Raw genomic sequence first — 13,412 nt, forward strand, 5'->3', positions numbered from 1 at the left:
GGTTTGAGCGGGTTTTTTGTGTGCCGCGGGCGATTGCCTGAATAAGGAGCATGGCTATGAGTTGGCAGTGGCAGGTGTTTTTCACCGACCCCGGGGGCGAGTACCCCACCTACTGGCAGTGGATGGTGTCGGCCTGGGGCTGGACGCTGTCGGTGGCCTTGCTGGCGCTGGCCGTGGCCCTGGTGGTGGGTTCGCTGATGGGCATTCTGCGCACCGTGCCACACAAGGGCCTGGCCTTCATCGGCAACGCCTGGACCGAGCTGTTCCGCAACATCCCGCTGCTGGTGCAGGTCATCCTCTGGTACCACGTGATCCCCGGCATGTTCAAGTCGCTGCAGCAGGTGCCCAGCTTTCTGCTGGTGGTGTTGGCGCTGGGCTTTTTCACCTCGGCCCGGATTTCCGAACAGGTCAAGGCCGGCATCCAGAGCCTGCCGCGCGGCCAGCGCTACGCCGGCCTGGCGGTGGGGTTCACCTTGCCGCAGACCTACCGCTACGTGCTGCTGCCCATGGCCTTTCGCATCGTGCTGCCGCCGTTGACCAGCGAGAGCATGAACATCGTCAAGAACTCGTCGGTGGCCTTCGCGGTGTCGGTTACTGAACTGACCATGTTCGCCATGCAGGCGCAGGAAGAAACGTCGCGCGGCGTGGAGGTCTACTTGGCGGTGACGGCGCTGTACTTTGTGTCGGCCTTTGCCATCAACCGGGTGATGCTGTTCATCGAGGGCCGGCTGCGCATTCCCGGCCATTCGACGGGAGGGAAATGAGATGGACTTCGACTTTTCCTTTCTCACCACCGAGGTCATTTCGGGCTTTGTGCTCAAGGGTTTTCTGTTCTCCATCCAGCTGACGCTGATCGCCATGGTGGGCGGCATCGCGCTGGGCACGGTGCTGGCGCTGATGCGGCTTTCTGGCAAACCCTGGCTGGTGGCGCCGGCGGCCTTCTACGTCAACACCTTGCGCTCCATCCCGCTGGTGATGGTGATCCTGTGGTTCTTTTTGCTGATTCCCTTGCTGATCGGCCGGCCCATGGGGGCCGAGCTGTCGGCCATCATCACCTTCACCGTGTTCGAGGCGGCCTACTACTCCGAGATCATGCGGGCCGGCATCCAAAGCGTGCCCAAGGGCCAGGTCAATGCCGGCTACGCGGTGGGCATGACCTATGCGCAGGCCATGCAACTGGTGGTGTTGCCGCAAGCCTTCCGCAACATGCTGCCGGTGCTGATGACCCAGACCATCATCCTGTTTCAGGACACCTCGCTGGTCTACGCCATTGGCGCCTACGACCTGCTGAAGGGCTTCGAGGTGGCGGGCAAGAACTTCAACCGGCCCATCGAGACCTACCTGGTGGCGGCGGTCGTGTACTTCGTCATTTGCTTCAGTCTTTCCATGCTGGTGCGCCGGCTTCAAAACAAGATCGCCATCATTCGCTGAGGAACTGTTCCATGATCGAAATCAAAAACGTGTCCAAGTGGTATGGCCCGGTGCAGGTGCTCAACGACTGTTCGGTGAGCATCGCCAAGGGCGATGTGGTGGTGGTCTGTGGCCCGTCGGGTTCGGGCAAGTCCACGCTGATCAAAACCGTCAACGCGCTGGAACCGTTCCAGAAGGGCGAGATCTTTGTCGACGGCGTGGCCTTGCACGACCCCAAGACCGATTTGCCCAAGCTGCGCAGCCGGGTCGGCATGGTGTTCCAGCATTTCGAGCTGTTTCCCCATTTGAGCGTGACCGAGAACCTGACGATTGCGCAGATCAAGGTGCTGGGCCGCAGCCCCGACGACGCCAAGGCCCGCGGCCTGAAGATGCTGGACCGGGTGGGCCTGATGGCGCACAAGGACAAGTTCCCCGGGCAGCTCTCGGGCGGCCAGCAGCAACGGGTGGCGATCGCCCGCGCGCTGAGCATGGACCCCATCGTGATGCTGTTCGACGAGCCCACCTCGGCGCTCGACCCCGAGATGGTGGGCGAGGTGCTGGACGTGATGGTCACGCTGGCCAAGGAGGGCATGACCATGATGTGTGTCACCCACGAGATGGGTTTTGCGCGCAAGGTGGCCAGCCGGGTGGTCTTCATCGACGTCGGCGGCAAGATCCTGGAAGACTGCTCCAAAGACGAGTTCTTCGGCCACCCGGAGAACCGCCAGCCGCGCACCAAGGACTTCTTGAACAAGATCCTGCAGCACTGAGCGCTGCGGCTCAGTTCACCACCAGGTCAATGTCCACCGTCTGCAGGGCATCGTCCGGGCTCCAGCGCCGGGCCAGCCGGGCGGTGATCCGGTAGCGCCCGGGGGCGGTGGCCAACACCCGCAGTGGCCCGCTGAGCGCCGCGCCCAGGTGCTGGCCGGGTGGCGCGGTGCGGGAGGGGCCATCGTCCAGCTGCACCACACCGGCCGGCAGGCTCAGCCACCAGCTGTAGCCGGTCGCCGGTCCCTGGGCCATGGGCAGGTCCACCGGCTGGCCAGCCTGGCCTTGCACACGCACCACGCTGTCTGTCATGGGCTGCTCCCTGTGCCGCGGCAAACGCTCACGGCTGCCAGGCCGCAGTGTAGACCCGGTGGTCGGTGCCCACCGCGAAGATGTCCAGGTGGTCGGCGCTGCGCACCACGCCGGTCACCATGGTGCCCGGTGCGGCCGCGCCGCCCAGGATGCGCCACCAGCCGCGCCAGCGGCTGTCGCCGGCCTGCCAGGCGGCCGAGTAGATGCCACCGTCGGCGCCCACTGCAAAGATGTCCAGCTTGTCCGGGCCACGCGACACCGCATGCACCGAGGTGTTGGGCGCCACCTTGAAATGGCCCACCGGCCACCAGCCGCGCCACTGGGTGTCGCCGGCCTGCCAGGCCGCGGTGTAGACCTGCATGTCGGTGCCGATGCAGAAGATGTCCAGCTTGTCCGGCCCGCGCGACACACCGAACACCGAAGTGCCGGGCGCGGCCACGCCGCCCTGGATGGGCCACCAGCCGCGCCAGCTGGTGTCGCCGGCCTGCCAGGCGGCGGTGTAGACCTTGTGGTCGGTGCCGACACAGAAGATGTCGAGCTTGTTGGCGCTGCGGCTGACCGCCGTCACCGAGGTGTTGGGCGCGGCGGTGCCGCCCTGCACCCGCCACCAGCCACGCCAGTGGGTGTCGCCCGGCTGCCAGGCCGCGGTGTAGACACCGTGGTCGGTGCCGACGCAGAAGATGTCCAGCTTGTCGGTGCTGCGCGAGACGCCAAACACCGAGCTGCCGGGCGCGGCCACCCCGCCTTGCACCGGCCACCAGCCGCGCCACTGGGTGTCGCCGGCCTGCCAGGCGGCGGTGTAGACCTTCTGGTCGGTGCCGACACAAAAGATGTCGAGCTTGTCGGTGCTGCGGCTGATGGCCGTGACCGAGGTATTGGGTGCGGCCACGCCGCCCTGCACCCGCCACCAGCCCCGCCAGTGGGCGTCGCCGGGTTGCCAGGCCGCGGTGTAGGTGCCATGGTCGGTGCCGGCGCAGAACACGTCGAGCTTGTTGGCGCTGCGCGAGACACCGAACACCGAGCTGTTGGGTGCCGACACGCCACCGGCCAGTGGCCACCAGCCGCCCCAGCGGGTGCTGGCGGGCGGAATCACGCCCTGGGCGCCGTAGAAGGCCTCGTTGTCGATGCCACACTGGCCGTAGCCGATCTTGAAGAAGCCACCGCCGGTGCCGTCGGCCCGGGCCGTGCCGCAAAAACCTGTGCCCCAGCTGTTGCGGCAGATCCAGCATTGCTCGGTGTCGGAATAACCCACCACCAGCACCGCATGGCCGCCACGCACGGCGCCGTAGGCATGGGTGTAGACCCCGCCGGTGGTGCTGGCGCCGTAGTCGTCAAAGTCCTCGTAGACGGTGAAGCCGCAGACCAGCGGGCCCACATGGGCCAGGTAGGCCTTGCGGTCGTTGCCGCTGTAGGCGGCCACCTCGGTCACCTTGAAGACCTTGCGCTCGCGGTCGGCCACGCCGCGGCAGTGGGCGGCCCACAGACTGTGTGGGTCGGACGGGTTGGCCAGCACCGGTGGGGTGTCAAAGGCCGTCATGTAGGGCAGGTCGGCGTCCAACACCACGCCGCGCGACTTGATCTGGTCCAGCGCCGTGCCGTTGTTCCAGCCACCGCAGCTGGCGCCGTGCGAGGAGCAGAAATGCGAATCGGCCTCGGACAGGTGGACGCTGCTGGTGTTGTGCTCGATGGCGTACATCGCGCCCACCAGGCCGGTCACGGCAAACGACACACAGGAGCCGCAATAGCGCTGGTCGGTCACCGGTCCGATCACGTTGCGGCTGCGCCAGTCAAACGCCGCCGGGTAGGTCGGGCTGCCGGCCGGTCCGGCAGCCGGTGCCGCGGCCAGCATGCTGTCCTTGGCCAGCTTGCGGCCGAAGAACTGCGGCGCGCGCAGCGTCATGAAGCGCTCGGCGTTGGTCAGCGCCAGCCGGTGCATGAGCTCCGGGGTGGGCTCCCAGCCCAGGGCGCGGGGTTTTTCCCCAGCGGGCAAGGTGCCCGGCTGCCACTTCGCGCCGATCGCCTGGATGGCGGCGCGCTTCTGTTCGATGCTCAAACTGGCCATGCTCAACTCCCCGGGTGATTGGAATGGCCTGATGCTAGGCAGCGCCCGGATTTCTGAATCCGCCAGACGACCAAGCCGGGCGGACTAGGCCATTCGGCCTGTGCGGCGCCATTTGGGACAATGGCGGCATGACTTCCACCCTCACCTTGACCCGCCCCGACGACTGGCATGTGCACCTGCGCGACGGCGAGGCCCTGCACACCGTGGTGCCCCACACCGCCGCCCAGTTCGGCCGCGCCATCGTCATGCCCAATTTGCGGCCGCCGGTCACCACCGCCGCCCAGGCCCTGGCCTACCGCGACCGCATCCTGGCCGCCGTGCCCGCCGGCATGGCCTTCGAGCCGCTGATGACGCTTTACCTCACCGACAACCTCCCTGCGGATGAGATCGCGCGCGCCAAAGACGCCGGGGTGGTGGCCGCCAAGCTCTACCCGGCCGGCGCCACCACCAACAGCGACGCCGGCGTGACCGATCTGCGCAAGACCTACAAAACCCTGGAGGCCATGCAGCGCGCCGGCCTGCTGCTGCTGGTGCATGGCGAAGTCACCTCGCCCGAGATCGATTTGTTCGACCGCGAGGCGGTTTTCATCGACCAGCAACTCATGCCGCTGCGCCGCGATTTCCCCGAGCTGAAGATCGTCTTCGAGCACATCACCACCAAGGAGGCGGCGCAGTACGTGGCCGAGGCCGACCGCTTCACCGCCGCCACCGTCACCGCCCACCACCTGCTGTACAACCGCAACGCCATCTTCACCGGTGGCATCCGGCCGCATTACTACTGCCTGCCGGTGCTCAAGCGCGAAACCCACCGGCTGGCGCTGGTCGAGGCTGCCACCGGTGGTAATCCGCGTTTCTTCCTCGGCACCGACAGCGCCCCCCACGCGGCGCAGTTGAAGGAGCACGCCAGTGGCTGCGCCGGCTGCTACACGGCGCACGCGGCGATGGAGCTGTACGCCGAGGCCTTCGACGCGGTGGGCCGGCTCGACCGGCTGGAAGCCTTTGCCAGCTTCAACGGCCCCGATTTCTACCAACTGCCGCGCAATGCCGGCACCGTGACGCTGCAGCGTGAGGCCTGGACGCCACCCGTGGCCTACCCCTTTGGCGCGGCCGGTGAACTGAAGCCGCTGCGCGGCGGCGAGCCGCTGGCCTGGCGGCTGGTGGGGGCCTGACATGGACGCGGCCTGCATCGCCTTTCTGATCGACGCCGACAACCTCAACGACCCCGAGGCGGTGGCCGAGGCCTTTGAGCGCCTGCACGCGCTGGTGGGCCCCAGCACCGTGCGCCGCGCCTACGGCAGCGCCGACTCGCTGAAGGGCCTGGTGCCGGTGCTCAAGCAGTACGCGGTGCGGCCCTGCGCCAACTTCGTGCTGGAGAAAAACACCACCGACCTGGCGCTGGCGGTGGACGCGATGGAACTGGCCTGCGAGTTGCGGCCCGCGGTGCTGGCGCTGGGCTCGGGCGATTCCGACTTCTACCCGCTGGTGGTGCGGCTGCGCGAGCGCGGCGTGCGTGTCATCGTGTTCTCGCTCGACGGCAAGATGGCCGACGACATGCGCGCCGCCTGCCCCGAGCTGCACTTTGTGGGCCAGCCCCGCCCGCCGCGGGGCCGGGTGGCCCGTCGCCCGGCGGCCGAGCCGGCGCCCAAAGCCCTGGCCGCCAAGCCAGCCCGCAAGACAGTGCCACCCGCGGAACTGGCCGAGTCGGTGGCAAAGAAACCGGCCGCCAAACGCACCCGGGCCAAGCCCGCGGTGGCGCCTCCCGTGGAGGCGGTGGCTCCGGCCGTGCCCGCCAGTGCTGCCGCCGGCCAGCCGCTCACGGTGGGCCGCATCCTGGACCTGCTGCCCGCCCTGCGCCAGGGCGCCAAGCTGCATGTCAGCCAGGCCGCCCAGGTGCTGCACGAGGCCAAGGCCATTGGCCGCAACGCCAGCGCCGCCACGCTGTTCCGCAAGTTCGGCCGCGACTTCGAGCTGATGCCCGACAGCCGCCGCCCCGACTACGTGCGCTGGACCGGCCAGCCGGGAGACTGAGCGCTGGACACCCTGGCCATCGACTGGGCCCAACCCTGGCTGGCGCCCTGCCGCGCGTTGGGCCAGCCGCTGGCCGCTGCCGCAGCACAGGGCGCGGTGTGGCAGGCGCTGAACGCCGCCAGCGCTGAACAGCCTTTGCTGGCCGGCTGGTGTTTCGCACCCCAGCAGGCCTTGCCCGAGGGCGAGAGCTACGAGGGCTTCATCGCCCGCACCGGCCAGATACCCAGCCGCGACAACCTGCACGATTTCTTCAACGGCCTGGTGTGGCTGCATTTCCCGCAGACCAAGGCGCGACTGAATGCGCTGCAGGCGGCTGAAATTGCCAGCGCCGGCATCCGGCCGGTGCGTGGCCCGGTGCGCGACGCGCTGACGCTGTTCGACGAAAACGCCGCTTTGCTGGACGCACCCGAGCCGCTGTGGCAGGCACTCACCGAACGCGACTGGCCGCGGCTGTTCATCGAGTTGCGGCCGCTGTGGGCCGAAACGCGGCTGTGGCTGTTCGGCCATGCGCTGCTGGAAAAGCTGGCCCAGCCGCACAAGGCCATCACCGCCCATGTCTACCGCGGCCGGCCGCCGCTGTCGGCCAAGCCCGTCGCGCTGGACGCCTGGCTGGCCCAGGACCTGACTGCCGCCACGCTGGCCACCAAGCCCTTTGTGCCCTTGCCGGTGCTGGGTGTGCCGGGCTGGTGGCCGGCCAACGCCGCGCCGGCGTTTTACGACGATGGGGCGGTGTTCCGCCCGCCACCACCGGCGCGGCAATAACCGCAGCGATTTTGGGCGTTCGACGGCCTTGCCTTGATTTATCGCCCGCCGCCCCTACCATTCGCCCCACAAGGCCGACGTCTCGGCCCGTTTGAAGGAAAGCATGAAGCGCATTGTGTTGTTCGTCCTCACCAACCTCGCGGTGGTGTTGGTGCTGGGCGTGGTGGCCAGCCTGCTGGGCGTGAACCGCTACCTCACCGCGAACGGCCTGAACCTGGGGCTGTTGCTGGGCTTCGCGCTGGTCATGGGTTTTGGCGGCGCCATCATCTCGCTGCTGATCAGCAAGCCGGTGGCCAAGTGGAGCTCGGGCGTGCGGGTGATCAACCAGCCCGGCTCGGCCGACGAGGCCTGGATTGTCAGCACGGTGCAGAAGTTCGCCACCCAGGCCGGCATCGGCATGCCCGAGGTCGGCATTTTCGAGGGCGCCCCCAACGCCTTTGCCACCGGGGCGTTCAAGAACTCGGCGCTGGTGGCGGTGTCCACCGGTCTGCTGCAAGGCATGACACGTGACGAGGTCGAGGCCGTCATCGGCCACGAGGTGGCCCACATCGCCAACGGCGACATGGTGACCATGACGCTGATCCAGGGCGTGATGAACACTTTCGTGGTGTTTTTGAGCCGTGTCATCGGCTACGCGGTGGACAGTTTTCTGCGCAAGAGCGACGACAACTCGGGCCCCGGCATCGGCTACTACGTGACCACCATCGTGCTCGACATCGCACTGGGTTTCCTGGCCGCCATCATCGTGGCCTGGTTCAGCCGCCAGCGCGAGTTCCGCGCCGACGCCGGCGCCGCCCAGCTGATGGGCCGCCGCCAGCCCATGATCAACGCGCTGGCCCGCCTGGGCGGCATGACGCCGGGCGAGCTGCCCAAGAGCGTGGCGGCCATGGGCATTGCCGGTGGCATTGGCCAGCTGTTCAGCACCCACCCGCCGATCGAAGAGCGCATCGCTGCGCTGCAAAACAACCCGGCCTGAGCGGCCCGCACCGACAAAAAACCCGGCCGCGGCCGGGTTTTTTCATGGACGGCCCAGCGTCACTGACGCAGCTGGCTACCCGGGTAGCTGCCCGGCGTCAGGATGGGCAGTTCCACACCGGTGGCCAACACCGTGTAGGGGTTGTTGTAGAACAGGCCCAGCGCCGGTTCCAGCGCGGACACCACCGGTGGAATGGCCACGCCATTGGCCTTGTTGACCTCGTTCACCAGGCCGATCGAGCCGCTCAAGCCCTCGGCGCTGACCACCGACGCGTACTGGATGTGCTGGGGGTAGAACAGCAGGCCCACCTGGTCACCGTCCTGCAGCCGTTCGCCCACGCCGGGCAGCAGCACCGGGCCGGCCTTGCGGCTGTTGCGGTTGCTGGTGTGGCTGCCCACACCAAAGGCGGTCACCTGGTCGTCCACCAAAATCGTCTGGCCGGCCCGCACAATGCCCACGCCCACAAAGGCGTTGGTGGCCTGGATTGCACCCAGCCCGGGCGTGACCTGCAGCGAGGCCACGGTGGGAATGCCGGCCAGCACCTGGCCGCTGCCACGGATGGTGGTCACCGGCACAAACACCGGCCGGGTGGCCAGCGACGAGACGCTGGCGCTCAAGCTGGCCAATTTGGCCGGCACCGCACCGCGGCCACTCAACGAGCCCACCGGCACCTGGTTCAGCGCCAGGCCCACCGGCGTCACCGCAGGGGCCCCCACGGTGTCGGCCACCGAGATACACACCTTGGGAATGGCGCGCACGGTGTCGGAGTTGATGCCCTTCAGGTGCTGGTCAAACCAGGCCAGCACCGCCGGAATGCCGGCCACGGTGCCGCAGTCGGTGGTGCCCTCTTTCTGGTAGGCCAGCGGGTTCATGTGGCCGCCTTCGGTGGTGATCAAACGCACGTCGCCGCCGGCGGCCTGAAAGTAGCGCTGGTTCCAGTGGGCCTCGGTCAGGTTGAACAGGTTGTCGCGGTTGCCCTGGATGAACAGCGCCGGCACCTTACGCAGCATGGCCTGGCTTTCGCCATAACCCCAGGGCTGGCCAGCCTGTTGTTTGGCCTGGAAATAACCCATGCCGTGGCGGTGGAAGAAATCGCTCAGCTCGGCGTCGCTGACTTTGCGCGGCTGGGTGGTGGGGCGGTTCAGTGCCGCCACCAGGTTGTCGCGCGAACGCACGTTGAAGGCCGTGGGGTTGTTGATGTTGACCTGGTTGCACAGCCCGGCCACCACCGGTGTGTTCTGCACCCCACCGACGTTGACGCCCAGCAGGCACAGCAGGCCGTCAAAGCCCAGCTTGACCGCGTCGCCCGGCAGCAGGCTGTACAGCAGGTCATGCCAGGTGCCCACCGGCACGATGGTGTCGATGCGCGGGTCGAGCGCGGCCAGCGGCAGTTGGAAGCCGCCGCCGTAACTGCCGCCCAGGCTGCCGACCTTGATGTCCTTGGCAATGCCGGTGCCGGTCTGGCGCTGGATGGCGAAGCGGCCGGCGTTGTCGTAAGCCCAGTCCAGGATGGCGCGGGCGTCCTGGGTTTCGAGCGCCGGGTCGATGATGCGGGCCTGGCCGCCGCCGTTGGCCGGCTTGGACTCGCCATGGCCACGCTCGTCGAAGCTGATCACCACATAGCCGTGGTAGGGCAGGGTCTGGGCCAGCGCGGTGACGGCCGGGAACATCGGCAGGGCGCTGGGCAGTTCGCCACTGGCCGCCAGCGCCTTGACCCGGGTGCCGCCATAACCATGGCTGTGCAACACCACCGGGAAGCTGTCGCCCGGGCAGCGCGCCGGCAGCAGCACCGTCAGTGCGATGGTGGTGGTGGGTGTGGGGTTGGAGGTCGGGTCGGAATCGGAAGGCAGCGCCACCACCAGGGTTTGCTGCACGGCCTCGGCGGGCGCCGGACTGGCGCAGGCGGGGGTGTGGGTGGCGGCGTGGCTGGTGGTGGCCAGGCTCAGCAGCGACAAGGCCAACGCAGCGGCGCTGCCGGACAGTGTGAAGTTCATGGGAAGGTCTGGAAAAAAACTAAGCCGAAAGTTAACAGTCTCGGTGAGGGCTGGCCATCTCCAGAACCCGAAGATCGGGTCACCTTGGCGACGGTTGTGTGCATTTGTGCACGGTCAGGTGGTTTGTGGTGACGGTTGACCGAGCCGGGTCGGCACGGGCCAACCGTCAGATGGCGTCACCTGATCCGAATGACCACCGATTGGCAAGCAACCCCGTTGTGGCGCACCATGGGCCCCGCGCCCCGCGTTGATTCACCCGATCCGCAGCACCCAAGGAGCCCCCATGACCACCGCAGGTTTCGTTGCCTCCCACGCCAAAGACGCTGAATTCCACCCAGGGCTTCGTTCGTTCTTCGAGTACCGCGACCTGGGCATTCAGGCGGCCACGGCCGGGCGGGTGGCGGCGCATGTGATTCGTGCGGTACCGGGGCAGGGCTTTTCCAGCCAGCCACACCGGCATGGCACGGCATTTCAGCTGGTGTACGTGCTCAAGGGTTGGATAGCGTTTGAGTACGAGGGCCAGGGTGTGGTGCGGCTTGAAGCGGGTTCCTGTGTGCACCAGCCGCCCCACATCCGCCACCGCGAGCTGGGCCACAGCGACGATGTGGAGATGCTGGAAATCGTGCTGCCGGCAGGTTTCACCACCGAAGAGGTGGCGTCTGTGAACGGCTGAGGGCTGTCAGATCCCTTGTTTGACCATGGCCACCAGCTGGTCCAGCGCCGCGCCCCAGCCGGCCTCGAAGCCCATGGCCGCGTGTTTCTGGCAGCCGGCCTCGTCGGCATGGATCACGGTGGCGGTGTAGCGGGTGCTTGGGCCCTGGTCGGCCAGTTCCACCCGGGCGGTGAACACGAAGTTGGCGTCGTCGCCGTCCCCGGCGGCGGCCACCGGGCTGGGCCGGTAGCCAGGCAGCAGGGCATTGGTCCAGACCAGCTTTTCATTGGGCTCCACCTCGAGGTAGCAGCCGGTGCCGGGCACCAACTGGCCGTCGGGTGACTGCATGGTGGTGCGGAAAATGCCGCCGGGCCGCAGGTCAATTTCGCAATCGATGGTTTTCCAGGGCAACGGGCAGAACCAGCGCATCAGCAGCGCAGGCTCGGTCCAGGCCCGCCACACCAGCGGGCGGGGCACGTCCACGACACGGGTGAAGCTGAGGGTCAGCGCCGAGGGCGTTTCGTGGGTTGTTTTCATGCGGTTCTCCCTGTGGGCCTGCGGGGGATGATGTGGTGTGCCATCGGCGGCGTCAATGCCGCGGCTCAGTGGTTTGGCGTCTGCCCACCGCAGACCTGCAGCGCCAGCGCCTCGGCCACCTTGATGCCGTCCACCCCGGCCGACAAAATGCCGCCTGCATAACCCGCACCTTCGCCGGCCGGGTAGAGGCCGGGCAGGTTCAGGCTTTGCAGGTTGGCACCGCGGGTGATGCGCAGCGGCGCCGAGGTGCGGGTTTCCACGCCGGTGAGCACCGCGTCGGCCATGTCGTAGCCCTTGATCTTGCGGCCGAACACCGGCAGTGCCTCGCGCATGGCCTCGATGGCGTAGTCGGGCAGGGCGGGGGCCAGGTCGCCCAGTTTCACGCCGGGCTTGTACGAGGGCAGCACGCTGCCAAAGTCGGTGGAGGGTTTTCCGGCAATGAAGTCGCCCACCAGCTGGCCAGGCGCCTCGTAGCTGCTGCCGCCAAGCCGGTAGGCGCTGGCCTCCAGCCGGCGCTGCAGCACCACACCGGCCAGCGGGTGGCAGGCCGGCGGTGTTTGCCGGGCCAGGGCCTCGGCCTCGGCGGCGTAGCGCGCGCCTGCCTCCTCGCCAAAGGCGGCCTGCCAGTCGGCCAGCGCGTGTTCGGGGCCACGCAGGAAGTCGGGGGGGTCGATGTTGACCACCATGCCGGCGTTGGCGTTGCGTTCGTTGCGCGAGTACTGGCTCATGCCGTTGGTCACCACCCGGCCCGGCTCCGAGGTGGCGGCCACCACCGTGCCGCCGGGGCACATGCAAAAGCTGTAGACCGCGCGGCCGTTTTGGGCGTGGTGCACCAGCTTGTAGTCGGCCGCGCCCAGCAGCGGGTGGCCGGCGTGCCGGCCCCAGCGGGCGCGGTCGATCACGCCCTGCGGGTGCTCGATGCGGAAGCCCACCGAGAAGGGCTTGGCCTCGACGAACACGCCGCGCTCGTGCAGCATCGCAAAGGTGTCGCGCGCGCTGTGGCCCAGCGCCAGCACCACCTGGTCGGCGGCCAGTTCGGTGGTGTGGCCGCTGGCCTGGTCCAGCACCTGCAAGCCGCGCAGGCGTTTGCCCTCAGGCCCGTCGTCCAGCAGCAGGTCGGTCACCCGTTGCTCAAAGCGCACCTCGCCACCCAGCGCGATGATTTGCGCACGCAGCTGCTCCACCACCTTCACCAGCTTGAAAGTGCCGATGTGGGGGTGGGCCATGTACAAAATTTCTTCCGGCGCACCGGCCAACACAAACTCCTGCATGACCTTGCGGCCCAGAAAGCGCGGGTCCTTGATCTGGCTGTAGAGCTTGCCGTCGGAAAAGGTGCCGGCGCCTCCTTCGCCAAACTGCACGTTGCTCTCGGGGTTCAGCGTCTTCTTGCGCCACAGGCCCCAGGTGTCCTTGGTGCGCTGGCGCACCGGCCGGCCGCGCTCCAGCACGATGGGTTTGAAGCCCATTTGCGCCAGCGTCAGCGCGGCAAAAATGCCGCAGGGGCCAAAGCCCACCACCACCGGTCGCAAGGCCAAGTTGGCCGGTGCTTGCGCCGGCGGGTGCCAGGTCATGTCGGGCGCGGGCTGGATGTGCGGGTTGCCTTCCAGGCGGGCCAGCAACGCCGGTTCTTGCGTGGCATCGGCCAGCGCCACGTCGACGATGTAGACCACCAGCAGCTCGGCCTTGCGGGCGTCAAAACTGCGTTTGACCACTTGCAGCGTGGCGATTTGGGCCTCGGGCAGCGCCAGCGCCTGCGCCACCAGTTGGCGCAGCGCGGCCTCGGGGTGGGGCGGTGGGGTGCGGTCGTCGTCGGTTTCGGCCGGGGCGTCGGACGCGCGGCGGGCGTCCACCGGCAGGGCAGACAACGGGAGCTTGAGTTCGGAGAGTCGGATCATGGGGTGGGGCCCGTGG

At 67.9% G+C, this 13,412-nt stretch carries 13 protein-coding genes; 8 read left to right on the forward strand and 5 right to left on the reverse strand.

The window, feature by feature from the left end; genetic code table 11:
* Window positions 1–56: 56 nt before the first annotated feature.
* From AC4BAR_RS00755 to AC4BAR_RS00765, 3 genes are read left to right on the forward strand one after another with little or no spacing between them, the layout of a single operon-like run.
* Window positions 57–764 (forward strand): amino acid ABC transporter permease, encoded by a 708-nt coding sequence (locus tag AC4BAR_RS00755; protein WP_490625909.1) that lies wholly within the window; start codon window positions 57–59, stop codon window positions 762–764.
* A gap of 1 nt (window position 765) precedes the next feature.
* Window positions 766–1,431, forward strand: a complete 666-nt coding sequence (locus AC4BAR_RS00760; RefSeq protein WP_490625910.1) for an amino acid ABC transporter permease — start codon at window positions 766–768, stop codon at window positions 1,429–1,431.
* An 11-nt stretch (window positions 1,432–1,442) separates the two neighbouring features.
* Entirely contained in the window at window positions 1,443–2,180 is a 738-nt protein-coding gene (locus AC4BAR_RS00765) for an amino acid ABC transporter ATP-binding protein (RefSeq protein WP_490625911.1), read from the forward strand.
* Between the two features lie 10 nt (window positions 2,181–2,190).
* On the opposite strand, the gene AC4BAR_RS00770 is transcribed toward AC4BAR_RS00765, so the two are convergent.
* A complete protein-coding gene (locus AC4BAR_RS00770; protein ID WP_490625912.1) occupies window positions 2,191–2,490 on the reverse strand; it encodes a protease inhibitor I42 family protein in 300 nt (99 codons plus the stop codon).
* A 28-nt stretch (window positions 2,491–2,518) separates the two neighbouring features.
* Window positions 2,519–4,552: a C1 family peptidase gene (locus AC4BAR_RS00775; RefSeq protein WP_490625913.1), complete on the reverse strand. Its 2,034-nt coding sequence runs from the start codon at window positions 4,550–4,552 to the stop codon at window positions 2,519–2,521.
* 128 nt (window positions 4,553–4,680) lie between these two features.
* On the opposite strand from AC4BAR_RS00775, the gene pyrC reads away from it, so the two are divergent.
* The 4 genes from pyrC (at window position 4,681) to htpX (ending at window position 8,318) form a co-directional block, all read left to right on the forward strand.
* Window positions 4,681–5,721, forward strand: coding sequence for a dihydroorotase (pyrC, locus tag AC4BAR_RS00780; protein WP_490625914.1), 1,041 nt, complete (start codon window positions 4,681–4,683; stop codon window positions 5,719–5,721).
* 1 nt (window position 5,722) lies between these two features.
* Complete coding sequence (locus tag AC4BAR_RS00785) at window positions 5,723–6,580, forward strand: NYN domain-containing protein (RefSeq protein WP_490625915.1); 858 nt, start codon at window positions 5,723–5,725, stop codon at window positions 6,578–6,580.
* A gap of 57 nt (window positions 6,581–6,637) precedes the next feature.
* On the forward strand, window positions 6,638–7,342 hold the full coding sequence (locus AC4BAR_RS00790) for a DUF3025 domain-containing protein (protein ID WP_490625916.1): 705 nt from the start codon (window positions 6,638–6,640) through the stop codon (window positions 7,340–7,342).
* A gap of 103 nt (window positions 7,343–7,445) precedes the next feature.
* The gene (htpX, locus tag AC4BAR_RS00795; RefSeq protein WP_490625917.1) at window positions 7,446–8,318 is read left to right on the forward strand and encodes a protease HtpX; all 873 of its coding nucleotides are present in this window, start codon (window positions 7,446–7,448) and stop codon (window positions 8,316–8,318) included.
* Window positions 8,319–8,377: 59 nt separating this feature from the next.
* Here the strand turns inward: htpX and AC4BAR_RS00800 are convergent, their stop codons facing one another.
* Window positions 8,378–10,312: a CocE/NonD family hydrolase gene (locus AC4BAR_RS00800; RefSeq protein ID WP_490625918.1), complete on the reverse strand. Its 1,935-nt coding sequence runs from the start codon at window positions 10,310–10,312 to the stop codon at window positions 8,378–8,380.
* Window positions 10,313–10,595: 283 nt separating this feature from the next.
* Here AC4BAR_RS00800 and AC4BAR_RS00805 point away from each other — a divergent pair, with 283 nt between their 5' ends.
* Window positions 10,596–10,985, forward strand: a complete 390-nt coding sequence (locus AC4BAR_RS00805) for a cupin domain-containing protein (RefSeq protein WP_490625919.1) — start codon at window positions 10,596–10,598, stop codon at window positions 10,983–10,985.
* A gap of 6 nt (window positions 10,986–10,991) precedes the next feature.
* Here AC4BAR_RS00805 and AC4BAR_RS00810 read toward each other — a convergent pair whose 3' ends face one another.
* Entirely contained in the window at window positions 10,992–11,501 is a 510-nt protein-coding gene (locus AC4BAR_RS00810; RefSeq protein ID WP_490625920.1) for an SRPBCC family protein, read from the reverse strand.
* Window positions 11,502–11,566: 65 nt separating this feature from the next.
* Window positions 11,567–13,396 carry an NAD(P)/FAD-dependent oxidoreductase gene (locus tag AC4BAR_RS00815; RefSeq protein WP_490625921.1) on the reverse strand — a complete coding sequence of 610 codons (1,830 nt, stop codon included), beginning with the start codon at window positions 13,394–13,396 and terminating at the stop codon, window positions 11,567–11,569.
* Window positions 13,397–13,412: the final 16 nt, after the last annotated feature.

This window comes from Rhodoferax sp. SPJ4, from assembly GCF_058216275.1.

Bases quoted from the DNA above. Each gene is read 5' to 3' on its own strand.
- AC4BAR_RS00755 (WP_490625909.1), top strand. From the start codon at position 57: ATGAGTTGGCAGTGGCAGGTGTTTTTCACCGACCCCGGGGGCGAGTAC.
- AC4BAR_RS00815 (WP_490625921.1), bottom strand. From the start codon at position 13,396: ATGATCCGACTCTCCGAACTCAAGCTCCCGTTGTCTGCCCTGCCGGTG.
- AC4BAR_RS00760 (WP_490625910.1), top strand. From the start codon at position 766: ATGGACTTCGACTTTTCCTTTCTCACCACCGAGGTCATTTCGGGCTTT.
- AC4BAR_RS00775 (WP_490625913.1), bottom strand. From the start codon at position 4,552: ATGGCCAGTTTGAGCATCGAACAGAAGCGCGCCGCCATCCAGGCGATC.
- AC4BAR_RS00770 (WP_490625912.1), bottom strand. From the start codon at position 2,490: ATGACAGACAGCGTGGTGCGTGTGCAAGGCCAGGCTGGCCAGCCGGTG.
- AC4BAR_RS00765 (WP_490625911.1), top strand. From the start codon at position 1,443: ATGATCGAAATCAAAAACGTGTCCAAGTGGTATGGCCCGGTGCAGGTG.
- AC4BAR_RS00805 (WP_490625919.1), top strand. From the start codon at position 10,596: ATGACCACCGCAGGTTTCGTTGCCTCCCACGCCAAAGACGCTGAATTC.
- AC4BAR_RS00785 (WP_490625915.1), top strand. From the start codon at position 5,723: ATGGACGCGGCCTGCATCGCCTTTCTGATCGACGCCGACAACCTCAAC.
- pyrC (WP_490625914.1), top strand. From the start codon at position 4,681: ATGACTTCCACCCTCACCTTGACCCGCCCCGACGACTGGCATGTGCAC.
- AC4BAR_RS00810 (WP_490625920.1), bottom strand. From the start codon at position 11,501: ATGAAAACAACCCACGAAACGCCCTCGGCGCTGACCCTCAGCTTCACC.
- AC4BAR_RS00800 (WP_490625918.1), bottom strand. From the start codon at position 10,312: ATGAACTTCACACTGTCCGGCAGCGCCGCTGCGTTGGCCTTGTCGCTG.
- htpX (WP_490625917.1), top strand. From the start codon at position 7,446: ATGAAGCGCATTGTGTTGTTCGTCCTCACCAACCTCGCGGTGGTGTTG.